The organism is Bacillus sp. OV322 (genome assembly GCF_900112495.1).
GTDB lineage: Bacteria > Bacillota > Bacilli > Bacillales > DSM-1321 > Peribacillus.
Map to the genome: position 1 here is coordinate 33,637 of NZ_FOMA01000003.1, position 16,884 is coordinate 50,520.

19 protein-coding genes are annotated in these 16,884 nt (G+C 39.5%); 14 read left to right on the forward strand and 5 right to left on the reverse strand.

Going from position 1 to position 16,884, the window contains the following annotated elements; genetic code table 11:
* The first annotated feature begins 12 nt into the window (after window positions 1-12).
* From BM126_RS07845 to BM126_RS07860, 4 genes are all read left to right on the forward strand, one after another.
* Window positions 13-210, forward strand: coding sequence for a hypothetical protein (locus BM126_RS07845; protein ID WP_141770042.1), 198 nt, complete (start codon window positions 13-15; stop codon window positions 208-210).
* Window positions 207-965: an alpha/beta hydrolase gene (locus BM126_RS07850; RefSeq protein ID WP_256213024.1), complete on the forward strand. Its 759-nt coding sequence runs from the start codon at window positions 207-209 to the stop codon at window positions 963-965. Before BM126_RS07845 ends, BM126_RS07850 begins: the two co-directional genes overlap by 4 nt.
* 170 nt (window positions 966-1,135) lie before the next feature.
* On the forward strand, window positions 1,136-1,696 hold the full coding sequence (locus BM126_RS07855; protein WP_090989015.1) for a histidine phosphatase family protein: 561 nt from the start codon (window positions 1,136-1,138) through the stop codon (window positions 1,694-1,696).
* A gap of 62 nt (window positions 1,697-1,758) precedes the next feature.
* Window positions 1,759-2,121, forward strand: a complete 363-nt coding sequence (locus BM126_RS07860; RefSeq protein ID WP_090989016.1) for a YunG family protein — start codon at window positions 1,759-1,761, stop codon at window positions 2,119-2,121.
* A gap of 856 nt (window positions 2,122-2,977) precedes the next feature.
* Here the strand turns inward: BM126_RS07860 and BM126_RS07865 are convergent.
* The gene (locus tag BM126_RS07865) at window positions 2,978-3,523 is read right to left on the reverse strand and encodes an MEDS domain-containing protein (RefSeq protein ID WP_090989017.1); all 546 of its coding nucleotides are present in this window, start codon (window positions 3,521-3,523) and stop codon (window positions 2,978-2,980) included.
* A 419-nt stretch (window positions 3,524-3,942) separates the two neighbouring features.
* Here BM126_RS07865 and hmpA point away from each other — a divergent pair, with 419 nt between their 5' ends.
* The 3 genes from hmpA (at window position 3,943) to BM126_RS07885 (ending at window position 6,961) form a co-directional block, all read left to right on the forward strand.
* The gene (hmpA, locus tag BM126_RS07875) at window positions 3,943-5,163 is read left to right on the forward strand and encodes an NO-inducible flavohemoprotein (RefSeq protein ID WP_090989019.1); all 1,221 of its coding nucleotides are present in this window, start codon (window positions 3,943-3,945) and stop codon (window positions 5,161-5,163) included.
* A 69-nt stretch (window positions 5,164-5,232) separates the two neighbouring features.
* The gene (locus BM126_RS07880; RefSeq protein WP_141770043.1) at window positions 5,233-5,583 is read left to right on the forward strand and encodes a hypothetical protein; all 351 of its coding nucleotides are present in this window, start codon (window positions 5,233-5,235) and stop codon (window positions 5,581-5,583) included.
* A gap of 31 nt (window positions 5,584-5,614) precedes the next feature.
* Window positions 5,615-6,961 (forward strand): TrkH family potassium uptake protein, encoded by a 1,347-nt coding sequence (locus BM126_RS07885; protein WP_090989021.1) that lies wholly within the window; start codon window positions 5,615-5,617, stop codon window positions 6,959-6,961.
* 460 nt (window positions 6,962-7,421) lie between these two features.
* On the opposite strand, the gene BM126_RS07890 is transcribed toward BM126_RS07885, so the two are convergent.
* Window positions 7,422-7,955, reverse strand: a complete 534-nt coding sequence (locus BM126_RS07890; RefSeq protein WP_090989022.1) for a hypothetical protein — start codon at window positions 7,953-7,955, stop codon at window positions 7,422-7,424.
* A 266-nt stretch (window positions 7,956-8,221) separates the two neighbouring features.
* On the opposite strand from BM126_RS07890, the gene BM126_RS07895 reads away from it, so the two are divergent.
* Window positions 8,222-8,803: a YitT family protein gene (locus BM126_RS07895; RefSeq protein WP_090989023.1), complete on the forward strand. Its 582-nt coding sequence runs from the start codon at window positions 8,222-8,224 to the stop codon at window positions 8,801-8,803.
* 167 nt (window positions 8,804-8,970) lie between these two features.
* Complete coding sequence (locus tag BM126_RS07900; protein ID WP_090989024.1) at window positions 8,971-9,333, forward strand: VOC family protein; 363 nt, start codon at window positions 8,971-8,973, stop codon at window positions 9,331-9,333.
* Window positions 9,334-9,411: 78 nt separating this feature from the next.
* Here the strand turns inward: BM126_RS07900 and BM126_RS07905 are convergent, their stop codons facing one another.
* The 3 genes from BM126_RS07905 to BM126_RS07915 form a co-directional block, all read right to left on the reverse strand.
* The gene (locus tag BM126_RS07905) at window positions 9,412-10,395 is read right to left on the reverse strand and encodes a DUF3231 family protein (RefSeq protein WP_090989025.1); all 984 of its coding nucleotides are present in this window, start codon (window positions 10,393-10,395) and stop codon (window positions 9,412-9,414) included.
* A gap of 183 nt (window positions 10,396-10,578) precedes the next feature.
* Window positions 10,579-11,319, reverse strand: coding sequence for a class I SAM-dependent DNA methyltransferase (locus tag BM126_RS07910; protein WP_090989026.1), 741 nt, complete (start codon window positions 11,317-11,319; stop codon window positions 10,579-10,581).
* A gap of 253 nt (window positions 11,320-11,572) precedes the next feature.
* The gene (locus BM126_RS07915) at window positions 11,573-12,301 is read right to left on the reverse strand and encodes a ZIP family metal transporter (protein WP_090989027.1); all 729 of its coding nucleotides are present in this window, start codon (window positions 12,299-12,301) and stop codon (window positions 11,573-11,575) included.
* A gap of 458 nt (window positions 12,302-12,759) precedes the next feature.
* On the opposite strand from BM126_RS07915, the gene BM126_RS22780 reads away from it, so the two are divergent.
* The 5 genes from BM126_RS22780 (at window position 12,760) to BM126_RS07940 (ending at window position 16,880) form a co-directional block, all read left to right on the forward strand.
* Window positions 12,760-12,891 carry a hypothetical protein gene (locus tag BM126_RS22780; RefSeq protein WP_256213025.1) on the forward strand — a complete coding sequence of 44 codons (132 nt, stop codon included), beginning with the start codon at window positions 12,760-12,762 and terminating at the stop codon, window positions 12,889-12,891.
* Window positions 12,892-13,172: 281 nt separating this feature from the next.
* Window positions 13,173-13,529 (forward strand): DUF2306 domain-containing protein, encoded by a 357-nt coding sequence (locus BM126_RS07925; protein ID WP_177201363.1) that lies wholly within the window; start codon window positions 13,173-13,175, stop codon window positions 13,527-13,529.
* Entirely contained in the window at window positions 13,441-13,941 is a 501-nt protein-coding gene (locus tag BM126_RS07930) for a DUF2306 domain-containing protein (protein ID WP_177201364.1), read from the forward strand. The genes BM126_RS07925 and BM126_RS07930 overlap by 89 nt, the downstream gene beginning before the upstream one ends.
* A gap of 222 nt (window positions 13,942-14,163) precedes the next feature.
* Window positions 14,164-14,535 carry a DUF5412 family protein gene (locus tag BM126_RS07935; RefSeq protein WP_090989031.1) on the forward strand — a complete coding sequence of 124 codons (372 nt, stop codon included), beginning with the start codon at window positions 14,164-14,166 and terminating at the stop codon, window positions 14,533-14,535.
* A 410-nt stretch (window positions 14,536-14,945) separates the two neighbouring features.
* Window positions 14,946-16,880 carry a ribonuclease YeeF family protein gene (locus tag BM126_RS07940; protein WP_090989032.1) on the forward strand — a complete coding sequence of 645 codons (1,935 nt, stop codon included), beginning with the start codon at window positions 14,946-14,948 and terminating at the stop codon, window positions 16,878-16,880.
* Window positions 16,881-16,884: the final 4 nt, after the last annotated feature.

Sequence of the window (16,884 nt, forward strand, 5' to 3'; positions counted from 1 at the left end):
AGCTGCACGATTATGGAAGAAAGTCGCATGATTATAGAAGAAAGCTGCATGATTATAGAAGAAAGCTGCATGATTATCTTGAAAACCTGTTTGTATGCGGGAAAAGTGATGGGTTTATGCATTCAAAGAGCCTATTTGGAAATGTATAGCTATAATAGAGATAGATTGGGAGGGGATTTTTTTATGCTTGAGGAATTTTTGAAGTGGTGATTACGCCGTTTAACCGAAAAAGAACAGCAAGAGTATACTTGCCTGAGGATTATTATCAAAATGATACGAGGTATCCTGTTCTTTATATGCATGATGGCCAAAATCTTTTTAAAGATGAAGATGCGAATTACGGTGTATCCTGGGGGATTTCAGATTATCTGGCGGCTAGCGGCAGAAAAATGATTGTAGTGGGATTTGACTGCAATCATGAAGGCTACAAGCGCCTCGATGAATATGGGCCATGGCCAAGCGAAGAAATGAGCAGGGTCTTTCCTGTTAACGAAGATACAATAGGCGGGGAAGGCAAACTATACATTGATTATATTGCACAAGAGCTAAAACCGATGATTGATGAGAAATATAGAACAAAAACAGAAGAAACCTCCATGGCGGGCAGCTCGATGGGCGGCTTGATTTCTACTTACGCAGCCTGTGCATATCCTGATATCTTTAAGAAAATCGCCTCCGTTTCCTCGGCTTACTGGTTCAATCAGAAGGAAATCGAGAGCTTCATCCAAAACAGCGATCTTTCCGGCATTGAAAAGTTTTACATGGATATTGGCATAAACGAAGATACACAAAGCATCGGAAGCCAGCGTTATGTGGACTCCAGCGAAAGAGTTTACTATATATTGAAAAATAAAGTAAAAGACTTGCGCTTCGACATTATAGACGGAGCTGTCCATAACGAGCAGGCATGGAGAGAAAGAGTACCGGCAATTTTTGAATTTTTAATTGAGGAAGATTCCAAGTAAGAATGCAGCTCAGCATTCTGGCTTTCAGCTCGAATGAACTTTGCATCATTGGCTCGATTGGCAGCTGAATGGAATCCCAATTACCTTAAATAGGAATTATTAAACGGACAATTTTATCATGTTTCTCAAAATACATTTGTGATGACAATCATGCTTAAGGAGAGGACAGTTTGTTAACAAATTTGTACTTTGTAAGACACGCTCATTCTGAATATTCTACAGAAGAACTTAAAAGGCCCTTATCAGAAAAAGGTTTATGTGACGCAAAAATAGTAAATCAACTGCTTGCCAAAGAAAGTATAGATTATGTTATTTCAAGTCCTTATCTACGCGCAATACAAACTGTAGAAGGTGTAGCAAAGTGTATTGAAAAAGAAATTATTATTGAGGATGCATTCAAAGAGAGGCAATTATCTTCACAACGTGTAGAAAATTTTCAGTTAGCTATAACAAAAGTCTGGAAAGAGCCTTCATTTTTTTGGGAAGGCGGAGAATCTAATGTAACTGCTCAAAAAAGGGGAGTTAAAGCTACTTTAAAAGTGTTAGAAAGATTTGAAGATAAAAACATTTTAATAGGTACACATGGCAATGTAATGGTTCTTATTATGAATTACTTTGATACTAAGTATGGCTTTGATTTTTGGAAAGAACTCAATATGCCGGATATTTATAAACTTTCTTTTAATAAATTCGAATTGAAAGAAGTAAATAGAATTTGGGGGAATGGTTAATAACTCTTTTCGTAAGGGCTTGAAGAAAATAGCATTGCACAATAAAAGTGAGGGTGTTACATATGGGGAGTCTTACAATACCAGCTGAGGTAATCATGGAAACATTGTTTAAATCCTGGTCTTTAGAAACAAGTTCAATGTTGATTAAAGATAATCCTGCTAAAGGGCAATGCGGGGTCACCGCATTAGTTGTAAATGATATATTGGGCGGAGAGATAAAGAAAACTAAATTGCACGATGGATGGCATTTTTATAATATCATTAACGGCAAGAGATTAGATTTTACAGCTTCTCAATTTACAGAAGACCTATTGTATACCGATCTTCCTTCAAATAGAGAAGAAGCATATAAAGATACTAATGAAAAACAGTATAGTCATCTAAAACGAAACTTTTTAATCAATTTAAATGCATTTATCAAATAACAGGTTTGTGGACCATTGCCTTCCTCTTGACCTTGCCATGTGCTGCTAGCATTAAAAAATAGCTATACGATAGGCCAATTAAAAAGTACCGATCATGAAGTAATAGAATAGGAATGAGGTGAGAAGTGAAACGTCCTTCTGCAACAATGATGGTCTTGCGTTTCCTGAATACTAGTGTCTGGGTTTGTCCTCCTAAAAGAAGAAGATTTACTTCAGCATCATGATATGTTGCAGTATAGACAATTAGTTCAGCGGATATTTCACGTTCCCAATTTTTATCGAATTCAGCTAATAAAACTCGATTGGATGCAGTGTCAAATGTTTTTGGCTTTCATATTTATTTTCCCCCTTTTTTGCTTGTACTAATAAGAATAGAAAAGCAGAAAAGGGGTCCGGTGTGTCCACCTGAAGGAAAAATAAACTACATCACAGTACGGGAAACAGATAGGTTACCGTGATATTCGGAAGAATCCGCGATCTCAACGAAATTAGAGATTAAGAGGGAACATTTTATAAACCGGAATTTTGAGGAAGCAGCTGCTTAGATTGAATGAGCATGGTATTGATGGAGGGAGGTTCATATTACGCGGACTAAAAAAGACCACTATTTAATAGCAGTCAAATGCAATGCATCTCGAAGTAAAAAAATATCTTGATAGATGATATTTTTTACCTGGTCATCGTCACAATTGTTGAACTCATTTAGTAACCGTCCAAGTTCCTTGATAAAGAGTAAGTGCACTCGCTTGTTGTTCATAGTGTTACTCTCCTTTACATAGGAAACACCTATGTACACTAAGGCTAACACTATATCCATTTAATTACAATGGCCTTCAGCTTTATTAATATTTGTCCCTTAGCTTTTCCCTGCCTCGTTTATAAGAAAGTTATGGCAATTTAAAAGTCCTTCCTTAAATTCTTTACTAATTCTCTCTGAATCATAGGCACATACAGAAAGAAGTTTTGTTTCGGCAACAATTTTATCCGCTTCATTTTCAGAATCCATTAATTTTCTGCTTACCTCCCTTTCATCCCGCCACTCTACATGAGCCCAGCTTCTGATAGCTAAATCGTTTTTTAGATCTCCTTCAATTAAGTTCGGAAGATAATCGAAAATAGAATTAATTCTAAAATCTCCCGTGGCAAAATAGAAATCATAATTATTGACGAACGCCACTTTTTTTAAGCGACTTTCATCCACTAACAATTTAAGTCTTTTTTTTATCAACGGAATAAAACGATCATTTTCTACAATAACACTATATTCACTCAGTTCTAAACCAGAAATGACAAAGTCGACCACATTTTTAACATACTGATCCTGATTTTTGAAAAAATATAATACATGGCCCTTGGTAAGAGTCTGAATTTCATTGACTTCTATTAAATGCGTACTTTCCAAATGTACACCCCACTGATATAGACATATAACACTTATATAAAAGTTTATCATACATTGATATAAAAACGGGTTTCGCCAGGAAAAAACCATGAATGGTGTAATTATTGAGAATCAAAGTCTCAAAACGCAAAGTTTGTGAGAGAATGTACTAAAAATATAGGGGGCGTGGGCGGCGAGCTGGTTTGTATCATATTGCGGATTGCAGCTTCATATGTCCATATTTCTGCATTGAATATAAACAGGATACCTCCTGAGTCATTTGATACATTTTTTGATTTGGGTTTAATGACCAAAACAAAGGATATAGATATAGAAATACGATGTTTCTTTAACAAATTTGGCTAAAGGTGCCAGGCAGGTATTTTGGTCTCCCAAAAAGAGGATACTATTTATAGTATTGAAATGGAGGGTGTGTTTATATGATTGATGAAAAAACGATTGGTATTGTTCAGGCAACTGCCCCGGTATTAAAGGAGCATAGTAAGGAAATTGGGAAAAGGTTTTATACATTATTATTTGAAAAGGCCCCTGATCTTTATAATATTTTCAATCAGACTAACCAGAAAAGAGGCCTTCAGCAGGAAGCGTTGGGATACGCTGTTTATGCGGCTGGAGAGCATATAACAAATCTTGGCGCAATCAAGCCTGTTATAGAGAGAATATCTCAAAAACACAGGGCAATCGGAATTAAAGCGGAGCAATATCCTGTAGTGGGCGAGACGCTGCTTGACGCTGTCAAAGATGTTCTGGGAGATGCAGCAACAGAAGAAATCATTGAAGCGTGGGGAAAGGCTTATGGCTATATTTCCGATGCTTTTATTGAACTTGAAGAGAAATTGTATGCAGAAACTAAAAATCAGACAGGCGGATGGGAAGGCTACCGCAGCTTTATTGTGGAGAAAAAGGTGAAAGAAAGCGATGAAGTGACTTCCTTTTACCTGAGGCCTGAAGACGGGAAAGAAATCGCGGGCTATAAAGCAGGACAATATCTTACCATTAAGGCAAAAGTTCCAGGTGAAGAGTATACCCATATCCGCCATTACAGCCTATCCGAAGCAGCAGGGAAGGATTATTACCGGATCAGCGTGAAGCGGGAAGACGAACATGATACATCGCCGGAAGGTATTGTTTCAAATTATCTACATAACCATATCCAAACAGGTGATTCACTTCCGTTTTCAGCACCTGCAGGAGACTTTGTTCTTGAGCAGGATGATTTGCCAGTTGTGTTTATTAGCGGAGGTATCGGGATTACACCGGTATACAGTATGCTGCAGACTCTTGTAAATGAAAAAACAGCGAAGGAAATCACTTTTATCCATTCTGCGCGCAATAGTAAAACCCATGCTTTCCGGGAGGATTTAAAACAACTATCAGATAACAACAGCCATTTAACATACTTGGTTTGTTATGACGCGCCGACTGAGGAGGATAGGGCTTCCAAAAATTTTGATAAAGAAGGTTATGTTGATTTAAACTTCTTAAAAGCGAATGCTGGCACTAAGGACGCGCAATTTTATCTTTGCGGTTCTCTTCCTTTTATGGAGACAATCATTAAAGCTCTGGATGAATGGGGAGTATCGAAAGAACACGTTCACTATGAATCCTTCAGTCCTGTCGCCATTTTAGGAGAAGAGTAGCCAATTAGAATCCGAGGTTTTTCCATGGCTGTTTCGCATTTTGCAGAAGCAGTCTTCGTTCTTTTTATAGTGATAATAATAGTCAAAATAGAAAGGAGATGCCTCAATGCCCGCAAAGCTGCAACATGCTTTTTCCGAAGTGTTAAAACTGACTCAGCGCTGCTTGATGAGACCGCATCTTATGAACATTCACTATTGACGCTGATTCGTGCGTCCATGCAGGAGCAGAAAGATACCTTGAATAAGCTGATTCCGGAATTGGAGATAGAGAACAAGGCAAGGGATTTAGATGTAAGAAATTATATAACTATCGTCTATCATAATCATGAAGTTTCAAGTCCGGTCTTTAGGGCTTGGGGGAGGGCCAATGAGTGGATGAATTTGTCCTCAAAAGAGACATTTAATACTGAAAGGTTTTAATAATTACATGTGATAGAAGGGAAAGACGACAGTGAAATTGGTTAAAAAAAAGGGGAAAATAATTAAATTACATCCCGCGCAGATTCTTGTAATAGGCTTTTCCATCCTCATATTAATAGGTACATTCCTATTGATGCTGCCTATTTCTACAACGGAAGAAGGACATGGGCTGGGCATGATCGATGCTTTGTTTGAAGCCACCTCTGCGGTATGTGTAACAGGACTGGCAGTGGTGGATACAGGCACGACGTTTACTGTATTTGGACAAATCGTCCTTTTGTTTTTAATCCAAATTGGCGGATCGGGTTTTATGACTTTAGGTATATTTATGTTCATCATCCTGGGAAAGAAAATAGGAATAAAAGAAAGATTGCTGCTTCAAGATTCCTTGAATTTATTTACTCTTTCAGGTGTAGTGACACTTGTTTTAAAGATTATTAGTATTACACTAATTGTAGAAATTGCAGGTGCTATCATTTTAGCGGTACGTTGGGCCGAGGAGATGACATGGGGAAAAGCTGCTTATTATGGTGTTTTCCATTCGGTTTCAGCGTTCAACAATGCTGGATTTGGACTTGAACCAGACAATTTAAGTAAATGGGTGGGGGATCCTGCAATTAATTTGGTTATCACATTTTTATTTATTATAGGCGGGATAGGTTATACCGTAATATTGGATATTTGGCAAAAAAAATCTTGGAGAAAGTTAACTCTTCATTCCAAGGTCGTTTTATTGTTCTCATTAATTCTTAATATCGTTGCCACTTTTATTATTTTTGCTTCGGAATATCATAACTCTGCTACTATAGGGAAGTTGGGGTTAGAAGATAAAGTGTGGGCATCTTATTTTCAGGGAGTTGTTACTCGGACAGCAGGATTCAATACAATTGATATCGGACAAATGACCTTACCCTCTCAGGTCTTCATGATGGTACTAATGTTTATTGGAGCTTCTTCTGGCTCTACCGGCGGAGGAATTAAAGTAACCACTTTTGTCATTATTTTATTGACTCTTTGGACATTTTTATCTAATAAAGGTGATGTGAACATTTTTAAGAGACGAATATCATGGCAATTGGTAAATAAATCATTATCAATTAGCGTTATTGCTGTCATATTTATCTTTATTATTTTCTTCTTGCTCACATATACAGAGCATGCAAGTATGGAGAAAATTCTTTTTGAAACGATTTCTGCCTTTGGGACAGTAGGTCTTTCAGCAGGATTAACCAGTCACTTATCCCCTGCAGGAAGAATTCTTATCACAATCATGATGTTTATTGGTAGAATAGGACCTTTAACAATGGCTTTTGCTTGGATGTCTAAACGAAATGGAACCAAAATTAGATATGCAGAGGAAAAAATATTAATTGGATGAGATTGGATTAAAAAATGATAGTTAATAAATGAAGGCTCTTTTCTTAAAATTGTTGTTTTTTTAATTTGTTATGTGAGGCGTTCTCATTGTCAAGTCAGGTTGATTAGAGCGTAAGGTGTGAGACTCCTGCTTAGATTAGCAGATCAGGTGAGACCTAAGCAGGCACAGCCGAGGAGGCACTGGCTGCCCCGCGGAAAGCGAGCATCCTGGAGCGGAAATCAGCCACCTTGTATCATAGCAACAAAGTTTACGAAAACAGCCTAAACGAAGGAAAAATGTGGGTTATTTGAGTATCTGTATGAACGACTTTCCACATAAAAGCCGCCCATGTGGCAGGCTTTTACATGAAAAAGTTTTTTGCGGACTTTGAAAGGCTTCCAGAAAGAGAGAGATGCACCCCGCTATGATTGCCATCCAGGCGGGAGGGGTGTTATATCATAAAGCCGAGCAATAACACTTATTACTCAACACTTGAATCATCTAATTGAATTTTGGCAACTTTACCATTGCTGACACACCAAAACTCTAACGTTAGATTGTGTTTATGGTCAATATAGCCAATAATGTCTGCTCCTTGCTCATTGCTTTTGTAATAGTTATCTCCATACAAAGAGAGCACTTTTTCCTTACTGTCTCCCAGTTTAATTCCTTTTTCTGTTCGGAGTGGGTTATCGTATATGTTGTTTTCCGTACCGGTTATTATTAGCCTCATCAGAGATCCTTTATTTTTGCCGGAATTAATAGAAGCAGTTTCTAATCCGCCTTTCCAATGATAATAGTCATAGTAATCATTATTTTCCTTGCTTAGCGGTTTTCCGTACCTTGTTATAAAACTGCCTTCATGTATACTTTCGTGTATTTTCATCCCTCCTATGGACTCCTTGGAAAGGTTGGCAGATTTCGTCAGCTTCTCAGAGTATGGTCTAAAATATAGAAACGCTAAAACGGCTATTATTATAATTGCGGTATATAAAGCAAATCTTTTTTTGCTCATTGAGCTCCTGCTTTCTGGATTAATTGGTAAATTTGGATAACATTAGTCTATCATATTCGGCGTTGCTCTGCCTTGCGGTAAATGGAATGGAAGCAAGTCGGAAAAATTATTGCGGAGAAGTCTCAGTAAGATTTTTAAAATATGACTGTGTGCACTTGATGCTAAGGGAAACTATCGTAATATTCTAATGCGAGTCTAAGAACAAACCGGAATAATAACTCTTCCATGACATATATTGTCTGTAGCAATGGACAAGGGATGATGGCATGATCCGTAAAATTTGTATAGCTCTATTATCAAGTATCTTCATCGGAGTAGGCCTGAATGGATTTGTTATACCATACCATCTTTTGAATGGAGGTATATGGGGAGTCAGTTTGATCTTGCATTATGTTATGAATTATAATGTGGCACTTGTATTTATCTGCTTGAATGCACCGATTTTTTTAGCGGCCAGTTTCTATGACAAATCATATTTTGTAAACGGGATGGCTGGAGTAGTCATATCGAGCACCGTGATTGATTTGCTTAAGCCTTTTCAGACGTTGATTCATTTGCCTGTTTTATATAGTGTGCTGATTGGAGGAACACTGATCGGTATCGGGGTCGGGTGCATGCTGAAGGAGCATATCAGCCCTGGAGGAATGGACTTATTGGCGCTCATCATGGCAAAAGTTTTTTCGGTCAATGTCGGGATTATCATATTAGTCATAGATGCGGTCATTATTTTAACGGGAATTTTGATATTAAAAGACGCTAGCTTATTATATTCCATGCTGATCATTGGAATTGTCGGAACAATGGCATCCATTATTACAGGAGTAAGGAATGTGAACATTTATGTGTAAATCAGAGGGCTGCACTTCGCGGCTCTTTTGTTATGGAGAAACTTGTTTTTTGCGGTTATAAGAAATTGTTATTAAAAGGGATAATTTATCGGTATTTATCTTAATGGCTTCATCCAGCTATACTTATATTAGTGAGAGCCAATGAAAAATGGATAGGGGGAAGCAGTATGGTTCTGGGTGTGCATCACGTGCAGATTACGATCCCTAAGGGCGCTGAAGAAGAGGGGAAGAAATTTTACTGCGGCATGCTGGGCCTGCCGGAAATTGAAAAGCCTGAACCGCTAAAGGGGCGGGGAGGCTTTTGGATAAAAACCGGTAATATGGATGTGCATGTTGGTTCAGAGGATAGTTTTGACAGGTTAAAAACAAAAGCGCATGTTGCTTATCTGGTGGAGGATATTTTTTATTGGAGGAACAGGCTCAAGCAAAATGGCATTGTGATCTTTGATTCCGTGCCAATCCCAGGTTATGAGCGATTCGAGTTCAGGGATCCTTTCGGAAATAGGGTGGAGATGATTCAAGAAATATAGCTTAAAAAACTGCACACTCATCGTCAGCCTATCCTGGAATGAATGTGCAGTTTATTTTACGAACTCTTCTTGTAGTTATCAAGATTCCATTTTAGGGGGCTCCGCCATCCAGCCTTTTGACATCATGAGTTTAGCGCCTTCAAGAACGTATCCATATACATCCTTCGTATAGATTCCTGACTTTGCAATAATATCATTTCTCAGGACAAAAGCATTGGCAAACCCTTGGCTGCCAATGCTGAATCCTCCTAAAAGATAGCAGCAAAATACCATCATTTTATCCGAAAAAGGAGCTATAGTTGATGTAGTGACCACCCCGCCTGATGCTGCGGCTGGCTGAACGTTATTTTCAAGAAGGATGTTCTCGGTGCCTTTTATTATTTCCTTTGTCAGGTTTTGCCCTTTTATAAAATACTTTTTGGCTTCTTCGTCTTTTGTGCATTGTGCAAAGCTTTTCATCAGCTGCATACCGGTAATATTGGTTTCCAGGGAATGAAACAACAATCCGAATTCAATAGTATTCAAGGGTCTTTTATGGCCAAGAAGGTTTGTTCCCTTCATATAGCTTGTGTCAGTAATATATTCATTGGATGTTGGCATTTCTGTAAAATTTGGCGCTGGCAGAATCCTGTTATCAAGCAGATATTGTGTAAATAAATTATAATAGGTTTGTGTTATGTCCGTAAGTTTTTTATAGAACATGATAATATCTTCGCGATACGATAATGTAGTATGTAACGCATACATGCCCATACTTATTTCCTTAAGTATGCGGCAGAACGTAATGTCAAATCCCTGCTCATAAAGATTTGGAGCTTCAAGATTTACGTCTTCCATCGTAAATCCGATTGGAACCGCTGCACCGTCTTTTTTCAGTAATGCTGAAATTTCATCCACCATGGGATTTAGTTTTTTTACGAGTCCCTGCATGAGTGCTTTAGCCTTTTGATCATCTGATGTCTCAATGAAATAATCAACTATCCGGAGAATCATTGTTTTTTTGTGATAAGTCATCCATAATATCCCTACTTCGGCTGAGCTCATTTTGTTTTGTTTAGGCAAATTCGATATCTCCTTTGTTTTGTCTGTTTAAAAGTAGTATGTGGTGTGTTTGTAAATGTATACAAAGTAAAGCTCGCTTTTAGCGGAATGCATGCTTAAACAAAAAAAGCTGCCGGGGCAGCCAATGATGAATGAGTCAATATGGACGGTATCGGGAATTAATGGCCGGACGACATAGCTATCTTACCTCTGACCTTTTACACAAGAAAATGCAAGCACTAAAGGAATTCTTTGTCTTCGTTTAAACTCACTTTCACTGCTGAAATGTTCGCGTTTTGGCGTGCCTTCCCGAAGATCAGTGACGGTAAATCCGGATTGGGTAAGTGTACGGAAATAGTGTTCAATAGTCCGAGGGTACTTCACGACAACCTGTCCAATCCACGGTTCCTTTCTCTCTCCATCCAGAAAATAATCATTCACCACCCAGTTTTCGCGCAGTTCTCCCGATTGTTTGCTGATAAAAGAAGAGGTGGTGAGCGGGTGCTGGACGCTGAAAATGAATCTTCCCGTTTCTTTTAGGGATGTCAGGACGTTTTGGAATAACTGGTTAATATCTGCCACATAATGAATGGCGAACCGTGATGTCACAATATCAAATTGGTTTGATGGGAAGGAATAGGTTTCCATGGTTTCATTGAAGAGCATCCCATTGACTCCATCCAAATTTGATAATGCCCGGGCTGCCATATTCCTGGATCCCTCCACACCTGCATAAAAAGCCGCTCCCCCATTAAGCAGATCCCTGCCAAACGAAGCATCTCCGCAGCCTAAATCCAGAATTCTTTTGCCTTTAAAGCCGCCGATCAGTTCATACATCAATGGCCCCTCAATCGCAGTATTAGGACTGTCTGGTCTTTCCCTTCTTTTTATATAGTTTGTGAAAAACTCCGCTTCATCGTAGACACTTGATCCTCTGAATTCCATAAAAACCCCCTGAGTATTGTTATATGAAGCCAGAAAATAATCGTATGAAAAACCTTGTATTGTAGAAAAAGGCTGATCCTAAATGACAGTGTAGCATAGAAAATAATGGAAGGGGTAATTTTTGAATGAAGATGTTTCCGGCGAAAGATAAGGTATTTGTCATGCGGCTTCTCTAGATGCAGGGGGGAGGCTGAGGGAAGCAGAAACGGGCAGCTTGTCAGGGGGGCATTGGCACCCCGCCTGTAAAGCTTTTTTATGAATAATGATCAAGCAGAAGAGACACCAGCAATCCGAGTGCAGCGATCAGTCCTGTCAGAGGGCCGCTGTCTTCATAGGCTTCTGGCATCATTGTAGAAGCGATCATCGCAATGATCCCTCCGCCTGCAAAAGCGCCTATTTCTGACATAATAGCTCCTGAAGCATGATCAAGGAAAAAGTAGCCTCCCCATGAAGCAAATGTTGAAATGGCTAATACAGTGATCCAAAGCAGCATGATTTTGGTTTTCGAGTAGCCGCTGTTCTTCATGCCGGCAGTGCTTGAAAGCCCCTCTGGAATATTGCTGATGAAAATGGCGACTACTAACAAAAAGCTGACTGTCTCTTTTTCGAGCAGGCTCGATCCAATCATGATCGACTCAGGTATGGCGTCCATGACTGTGCCGATAAAAATGGCAATGCCGCCGCCTGCAGCCGCTTTCTGGCCTGACCTCTTTCTTTGGGAGGCGCCTTTTTTGGAAACCAGGTAATCAAATAAAGTAAAGACAGCGGCACCTGCTATAAAACCGATAATAGTCGGTGTAATTCCGCCATCATGTACAGCATCGCCGAGGAGCTCAAACGATGCTGCCCCCATTAAGACACCTGTACCAAACGCCATTATGTATCCGATTATTTTTGTCTTGATTGGCAAAAACATGGAAACAAGAGCACCTAATAGTACGGCAGATCCTGATATCCCGCCCCACATTGCGGCAGACCACATACGCATCACTCCTTTCTTAAAAACTACTACCCAAAACCGTTTTGGATAAACTTAGAATGAAATTAGGCGAAGAAGGGGATTGGAGGTACTTGGAATGTTTCATGCCGGTCAGGGTGCTTTCATTTGATTTAGGGTAGCCTCAATTTTAAAGTCCTGTTATTAGAGAGAGTGCTTCCAAGGCAATCCGAGGAAATATAATTGCAAAATGAAGTTGCTTATTATGGTAAAAGATGTAAAATTACAGTGTTGTAAAAAATTTCTATTTAATGAATCAGGAGTGATTGTTTTATTATAGGCAGAAAAGAAAAGCGGCAGCAGTTAACGCAGAAAGATACGCATAGGTATCGATAAGGAAAATCTCTCATAAAATAAAAAATTCCCCTGCTGCGTTCTGCAATTATTTTGCTAATGCTAATAAGGAAGAAATCCTGCAGCAGTTTTTAAGCGTTAGCTATAAAATGTTCCTAGACAGCATTGAGGAAGCTGCCGTCATGAGGGCGGGTAACACCATGGAAAATCGTTTAAGAACGATTTTTTATGCTTATATCCATTTTGGGCTGCTCAAGCTGGTTGCTATCAGTTCATCTTAAACTTAAGCGACCCGTCCAGCTTACAGGCCGATGACCGGGAAAAGGATTTCTTTTGCTTATTGGAACTGTTAAACAAGCTATAGAAGCAGGAGTATTAAAAAAGGAAGATGTACAGCTTATGTCTCAATATATTTGTGCATCGCTGCCTGGGATAACATCTTTGTTAATAAAATTTCCCAAGTTTCCGCGGGTGGAGAGAGAAGATGATTTCGTTCATGCAGATAGTATCTTTAAGGGGATTTCATAATAGAATGGGATTTTAAGAATTGGGGGAGATGTTAGTGGCAAAACAAAAAATTAATGTGAAAATCTTGCTCTGTTATGTGGTTGTTGCGGCTTTTATTGGTTATATTTTAATGTCTTATGTGTTGCAAGATCCCAAAAATGCAGCTATTATTGCCGGCAAGCTGGAAAATAGCCCTAGTTTTCCATATGATTTATGGATTGTGATTTTATTCTTTCATATTTCAACAGGGGCCATTGCCCTCATTTTAGGACCTTTTCAATTCCTGAAATCCAGCAGGAAGAATAAAAAGGTGCATAGAACAATTGGGAAAATGTATATGTCAGCTTTCAACAGGGGCCATTGCCCTCATTTTAGGACCTTTTCAATTCCTGAAATCCAGCAGGAAGAATAAAAAGGTGCATAGAACAATTGGGAAAATGTATATGTCAGCCATTTTCCTTAGCGTGCCTGCGGGAATTTATCTGGCCTATTATGCAACAGGAGGAGCCGGATCGGGGATTGGCTTCCTTGTACTGGACATTTTCTGGTTTGCCGCGACATTTATTGGTCTTAGGAAAATTCATAAGCAGGATATAAAGAGGCATCAGGAGTGGATGCTTCGCAGTTATGCTATTACTCTTGTATTCGTGACCTTTCGCATTTTCATGCCAATCTTTGTGTTTGTCATGAAGCTTGGATTTTCAATTGGGTTTCCAGCCGCAGTCTTTTGTTCTATTGCACTTAATTTAAGCCTCGCAGAATGGCATCTTCGGAGGAAAAATATAAGCTCCAAGAAAACCAGCCCAAAAACAACACCTGTCTGACTTCATCAATGAATAAATCAAAATAAATAATTCCATAATTCTCCAATAAACCGCTAAAAAAAGTGGGGAGATTTGTCTTCACGGGTGAAAAACTGCAATTAATAGCTCAGCAGGCTTTAATTTGGAACTCACTGTAGATACATCCAAAGTGAAATGGGCGGCAGCGAACAGTCCAGCCTGCAGCCTTCTAAGAAGCTATAACGGTTAATTAAAGGAGACAAAATGCTAAGACAAAGAATACGTTGTGGGGTTTTATTGGCAGCTACAATCGCAATCACAATCACCTGGTACTTTATAAACTCCTACTATAATAAAGATTTATCAAAATACGATGTATCACAACTTGAAAAAGTTGATATGCTGGTTTCGCCTAGTAAAGATAAAAAATTAAGTGTTTATTTCGGAGGAGGTATTTTCGGGAGAACAGATTATACTTATATCGGACAAATGGAAAATCTTAAGAATCATAGTAAGAGTCTTATATTTATACTCCCTGGAGAAAAATTTAAACTATCCTGGCTGGATAATGAGCATCTTCAGATAAATGGGGATAGTGTCAGCATAAAAAGCACTTATGATTTTCGGGAAAAATAAACGGGTGCCGTATTATTAGGATGAAACACAATAACAAGCCGGAAACGTCATTTATCGAGCGTTTCCGGCTTTTTCTGCTCAACGCCATAGTACCATTTTCAGAAGATGGGAATCAGTGAAATGAAATATGGGTTTATAAGGAAAAAAATTGGTTTAATATACCTGAATATTTGGGTAACACTTTTATATTCTTGCAAAAATGGTAAATCTTTTCTAAGATTTTTATATGCTATAAAATGACAAATATTTTAATTCTATTCAAGGTCCGGGTTATTTTACCCTTAATGGATTGAGAGAGCACCTGCAGCAGAATTCAACAGACAAGATTAACAGAGCTATGAAAATCCACTCATTGAAATAATTCTCCTAGTTAAGATAATCAGCCGAAAAACTGGAAAGGACTTTCCGTGATGTCAATGAAAATCTATGATGCAAAGGCACTTATTCATGCTGCAGGGGAGCGTTCCAAACAATATAGCGATTTGAGAGAACAGCTTATTGAACTGAAAAAAGGATTCAGCGGCATCGTCGAACTGGATGATGAGCTGAAGGGGAATGGTGCTGCGGCGATTAAAGGATTTTACAGGGCGCAGATGGACACATCAGATGCCTGGATAGCCCTTGTTGACCGCCATATTGCTTTTTTAAATGGAATAGAAGGGGATACAGAAGAGGCTAAGCTCGGAGGGGACAGCATTGTTGAAGTGCCGTTTCTTGAAGGGGAAGTCGCACATGCAGACAGGAAGTCAAAGGAACTTGTCGCTGCCCAAAAAAGTGATCTGAAGGCCATATTCAGCCGGATAGAAGACATTATCCATCTGGAACCATTCTCCGATGAGGAATTTCAGGAACAAATTTCAGAGGCTGACAGGAAACGCTTCGAAACGATAGACAAGGTAAATGAGACGGACAGCGGGTGGCTTGAAGAATATGCGGAATCTGAAGCAGACCAGGCTGCCATTGTGTCCCTGCTTGCGCAGCTAAGGGAATCAAGTTCAAGGGGAGGCAAGGTCTCTCCTTTATACTTTGACGCCAAGTCCTATCAAAATAGCGAAGTTTATAAGGAGCTTCAGGATAGGAAGAAAGAAAACACAGCCTATTTGAAAATCAAGAAAGAAGAAGCGGAAAAACGCCGGATCGAGGATTTAAAAGCGAAACTCGCGACTGTAACCAACCCAGAAGAATTCCTGGAAATTGCAAACGTTATTGGATTGGATAATTTGCCTCCTGAACAGCAGCAAATTGTTATACAGCTTGAAATGGGCAAGCAGAATGCGGAAATCGCCAAAGGGATAGGAACAGGTCTTTACGATGCGGGAAAAGATTTGGTGACAGGTATTTGGGATTTTGTTAAAGACCCTGGCGCAACCATTGAAAGCACGGTCACAGCAATTGTTCACCCGATTAAAACGTATAATTATATTTCAAAGGCGATTTCTGACTCGTTTGAGAGGGATATGGTGCATGGAGACGCCTATTCCCGGGCACATTGGGTAAGCTATGCCCTTGGCACTGTCGTATCATCTGTTGTCGGGACGAAAGGTGCAGGAGCGGTTGCGAAAACGGGCATGGCCACTTCTAAGGCGGCCGTTATTCAAGGAGTTACTAAGGCTAAGACAATCCGCAGCCTGCTGCCATATGCACCAGGTAACCGCTTGGCAGCATCAGGTGTACCTTTTAATGCGGTAAATGGGGCAGAATTAGAAAATCAGCTGCTTACCATGGCCAAAGTTGAAACAGATCTGCTGGACAAGGGGCCTGTGAAGAGCCGGCTGGATTATTTAAGAGATAAGCACGGCACGCTTACCCCAGAAGAATTGCACGACAGGATCAACACAAGAGGCGAAATTGAAAAAGCCATAAACCATGGTTCGAGGAATACATGGAACGACTTTTATGAAGCATCAAAAGAAGGAAAAAGTGTTGAACAAATAAAAAATTCATATATTAACCTGATTAAGGAGCAATCTCCATGGCCGGAAGGATTTACTCCTGTCAAATCTGTCCTGAAATCCGGAGATACCTTTGAAATGGTTTTGGACAACAAACAGCCATTAAATAAGCCAGGAAGTTTTGGGACATATGACACAATATCCGGTGTCGAATATGCCAAAAATAAGCTGGCCATTAAATCGGACTGGAAAGAAGATTTCGGCAAGGTTGTCACATACAGAGTGAAACAAGGAGTGGAGCTGCCGGTATTAAAAGGCCCGGTTGGCCCGCAAATCGACCTTGCAGCAGATAAATATCTGCCCGGCGGCGGCACACAGCTGCAGATCATGCTTGACTGGAAAGAAGACAAGATGAATTATCTCGAAATCGTTTCAGTTCGCCCTAATAAATAGACTC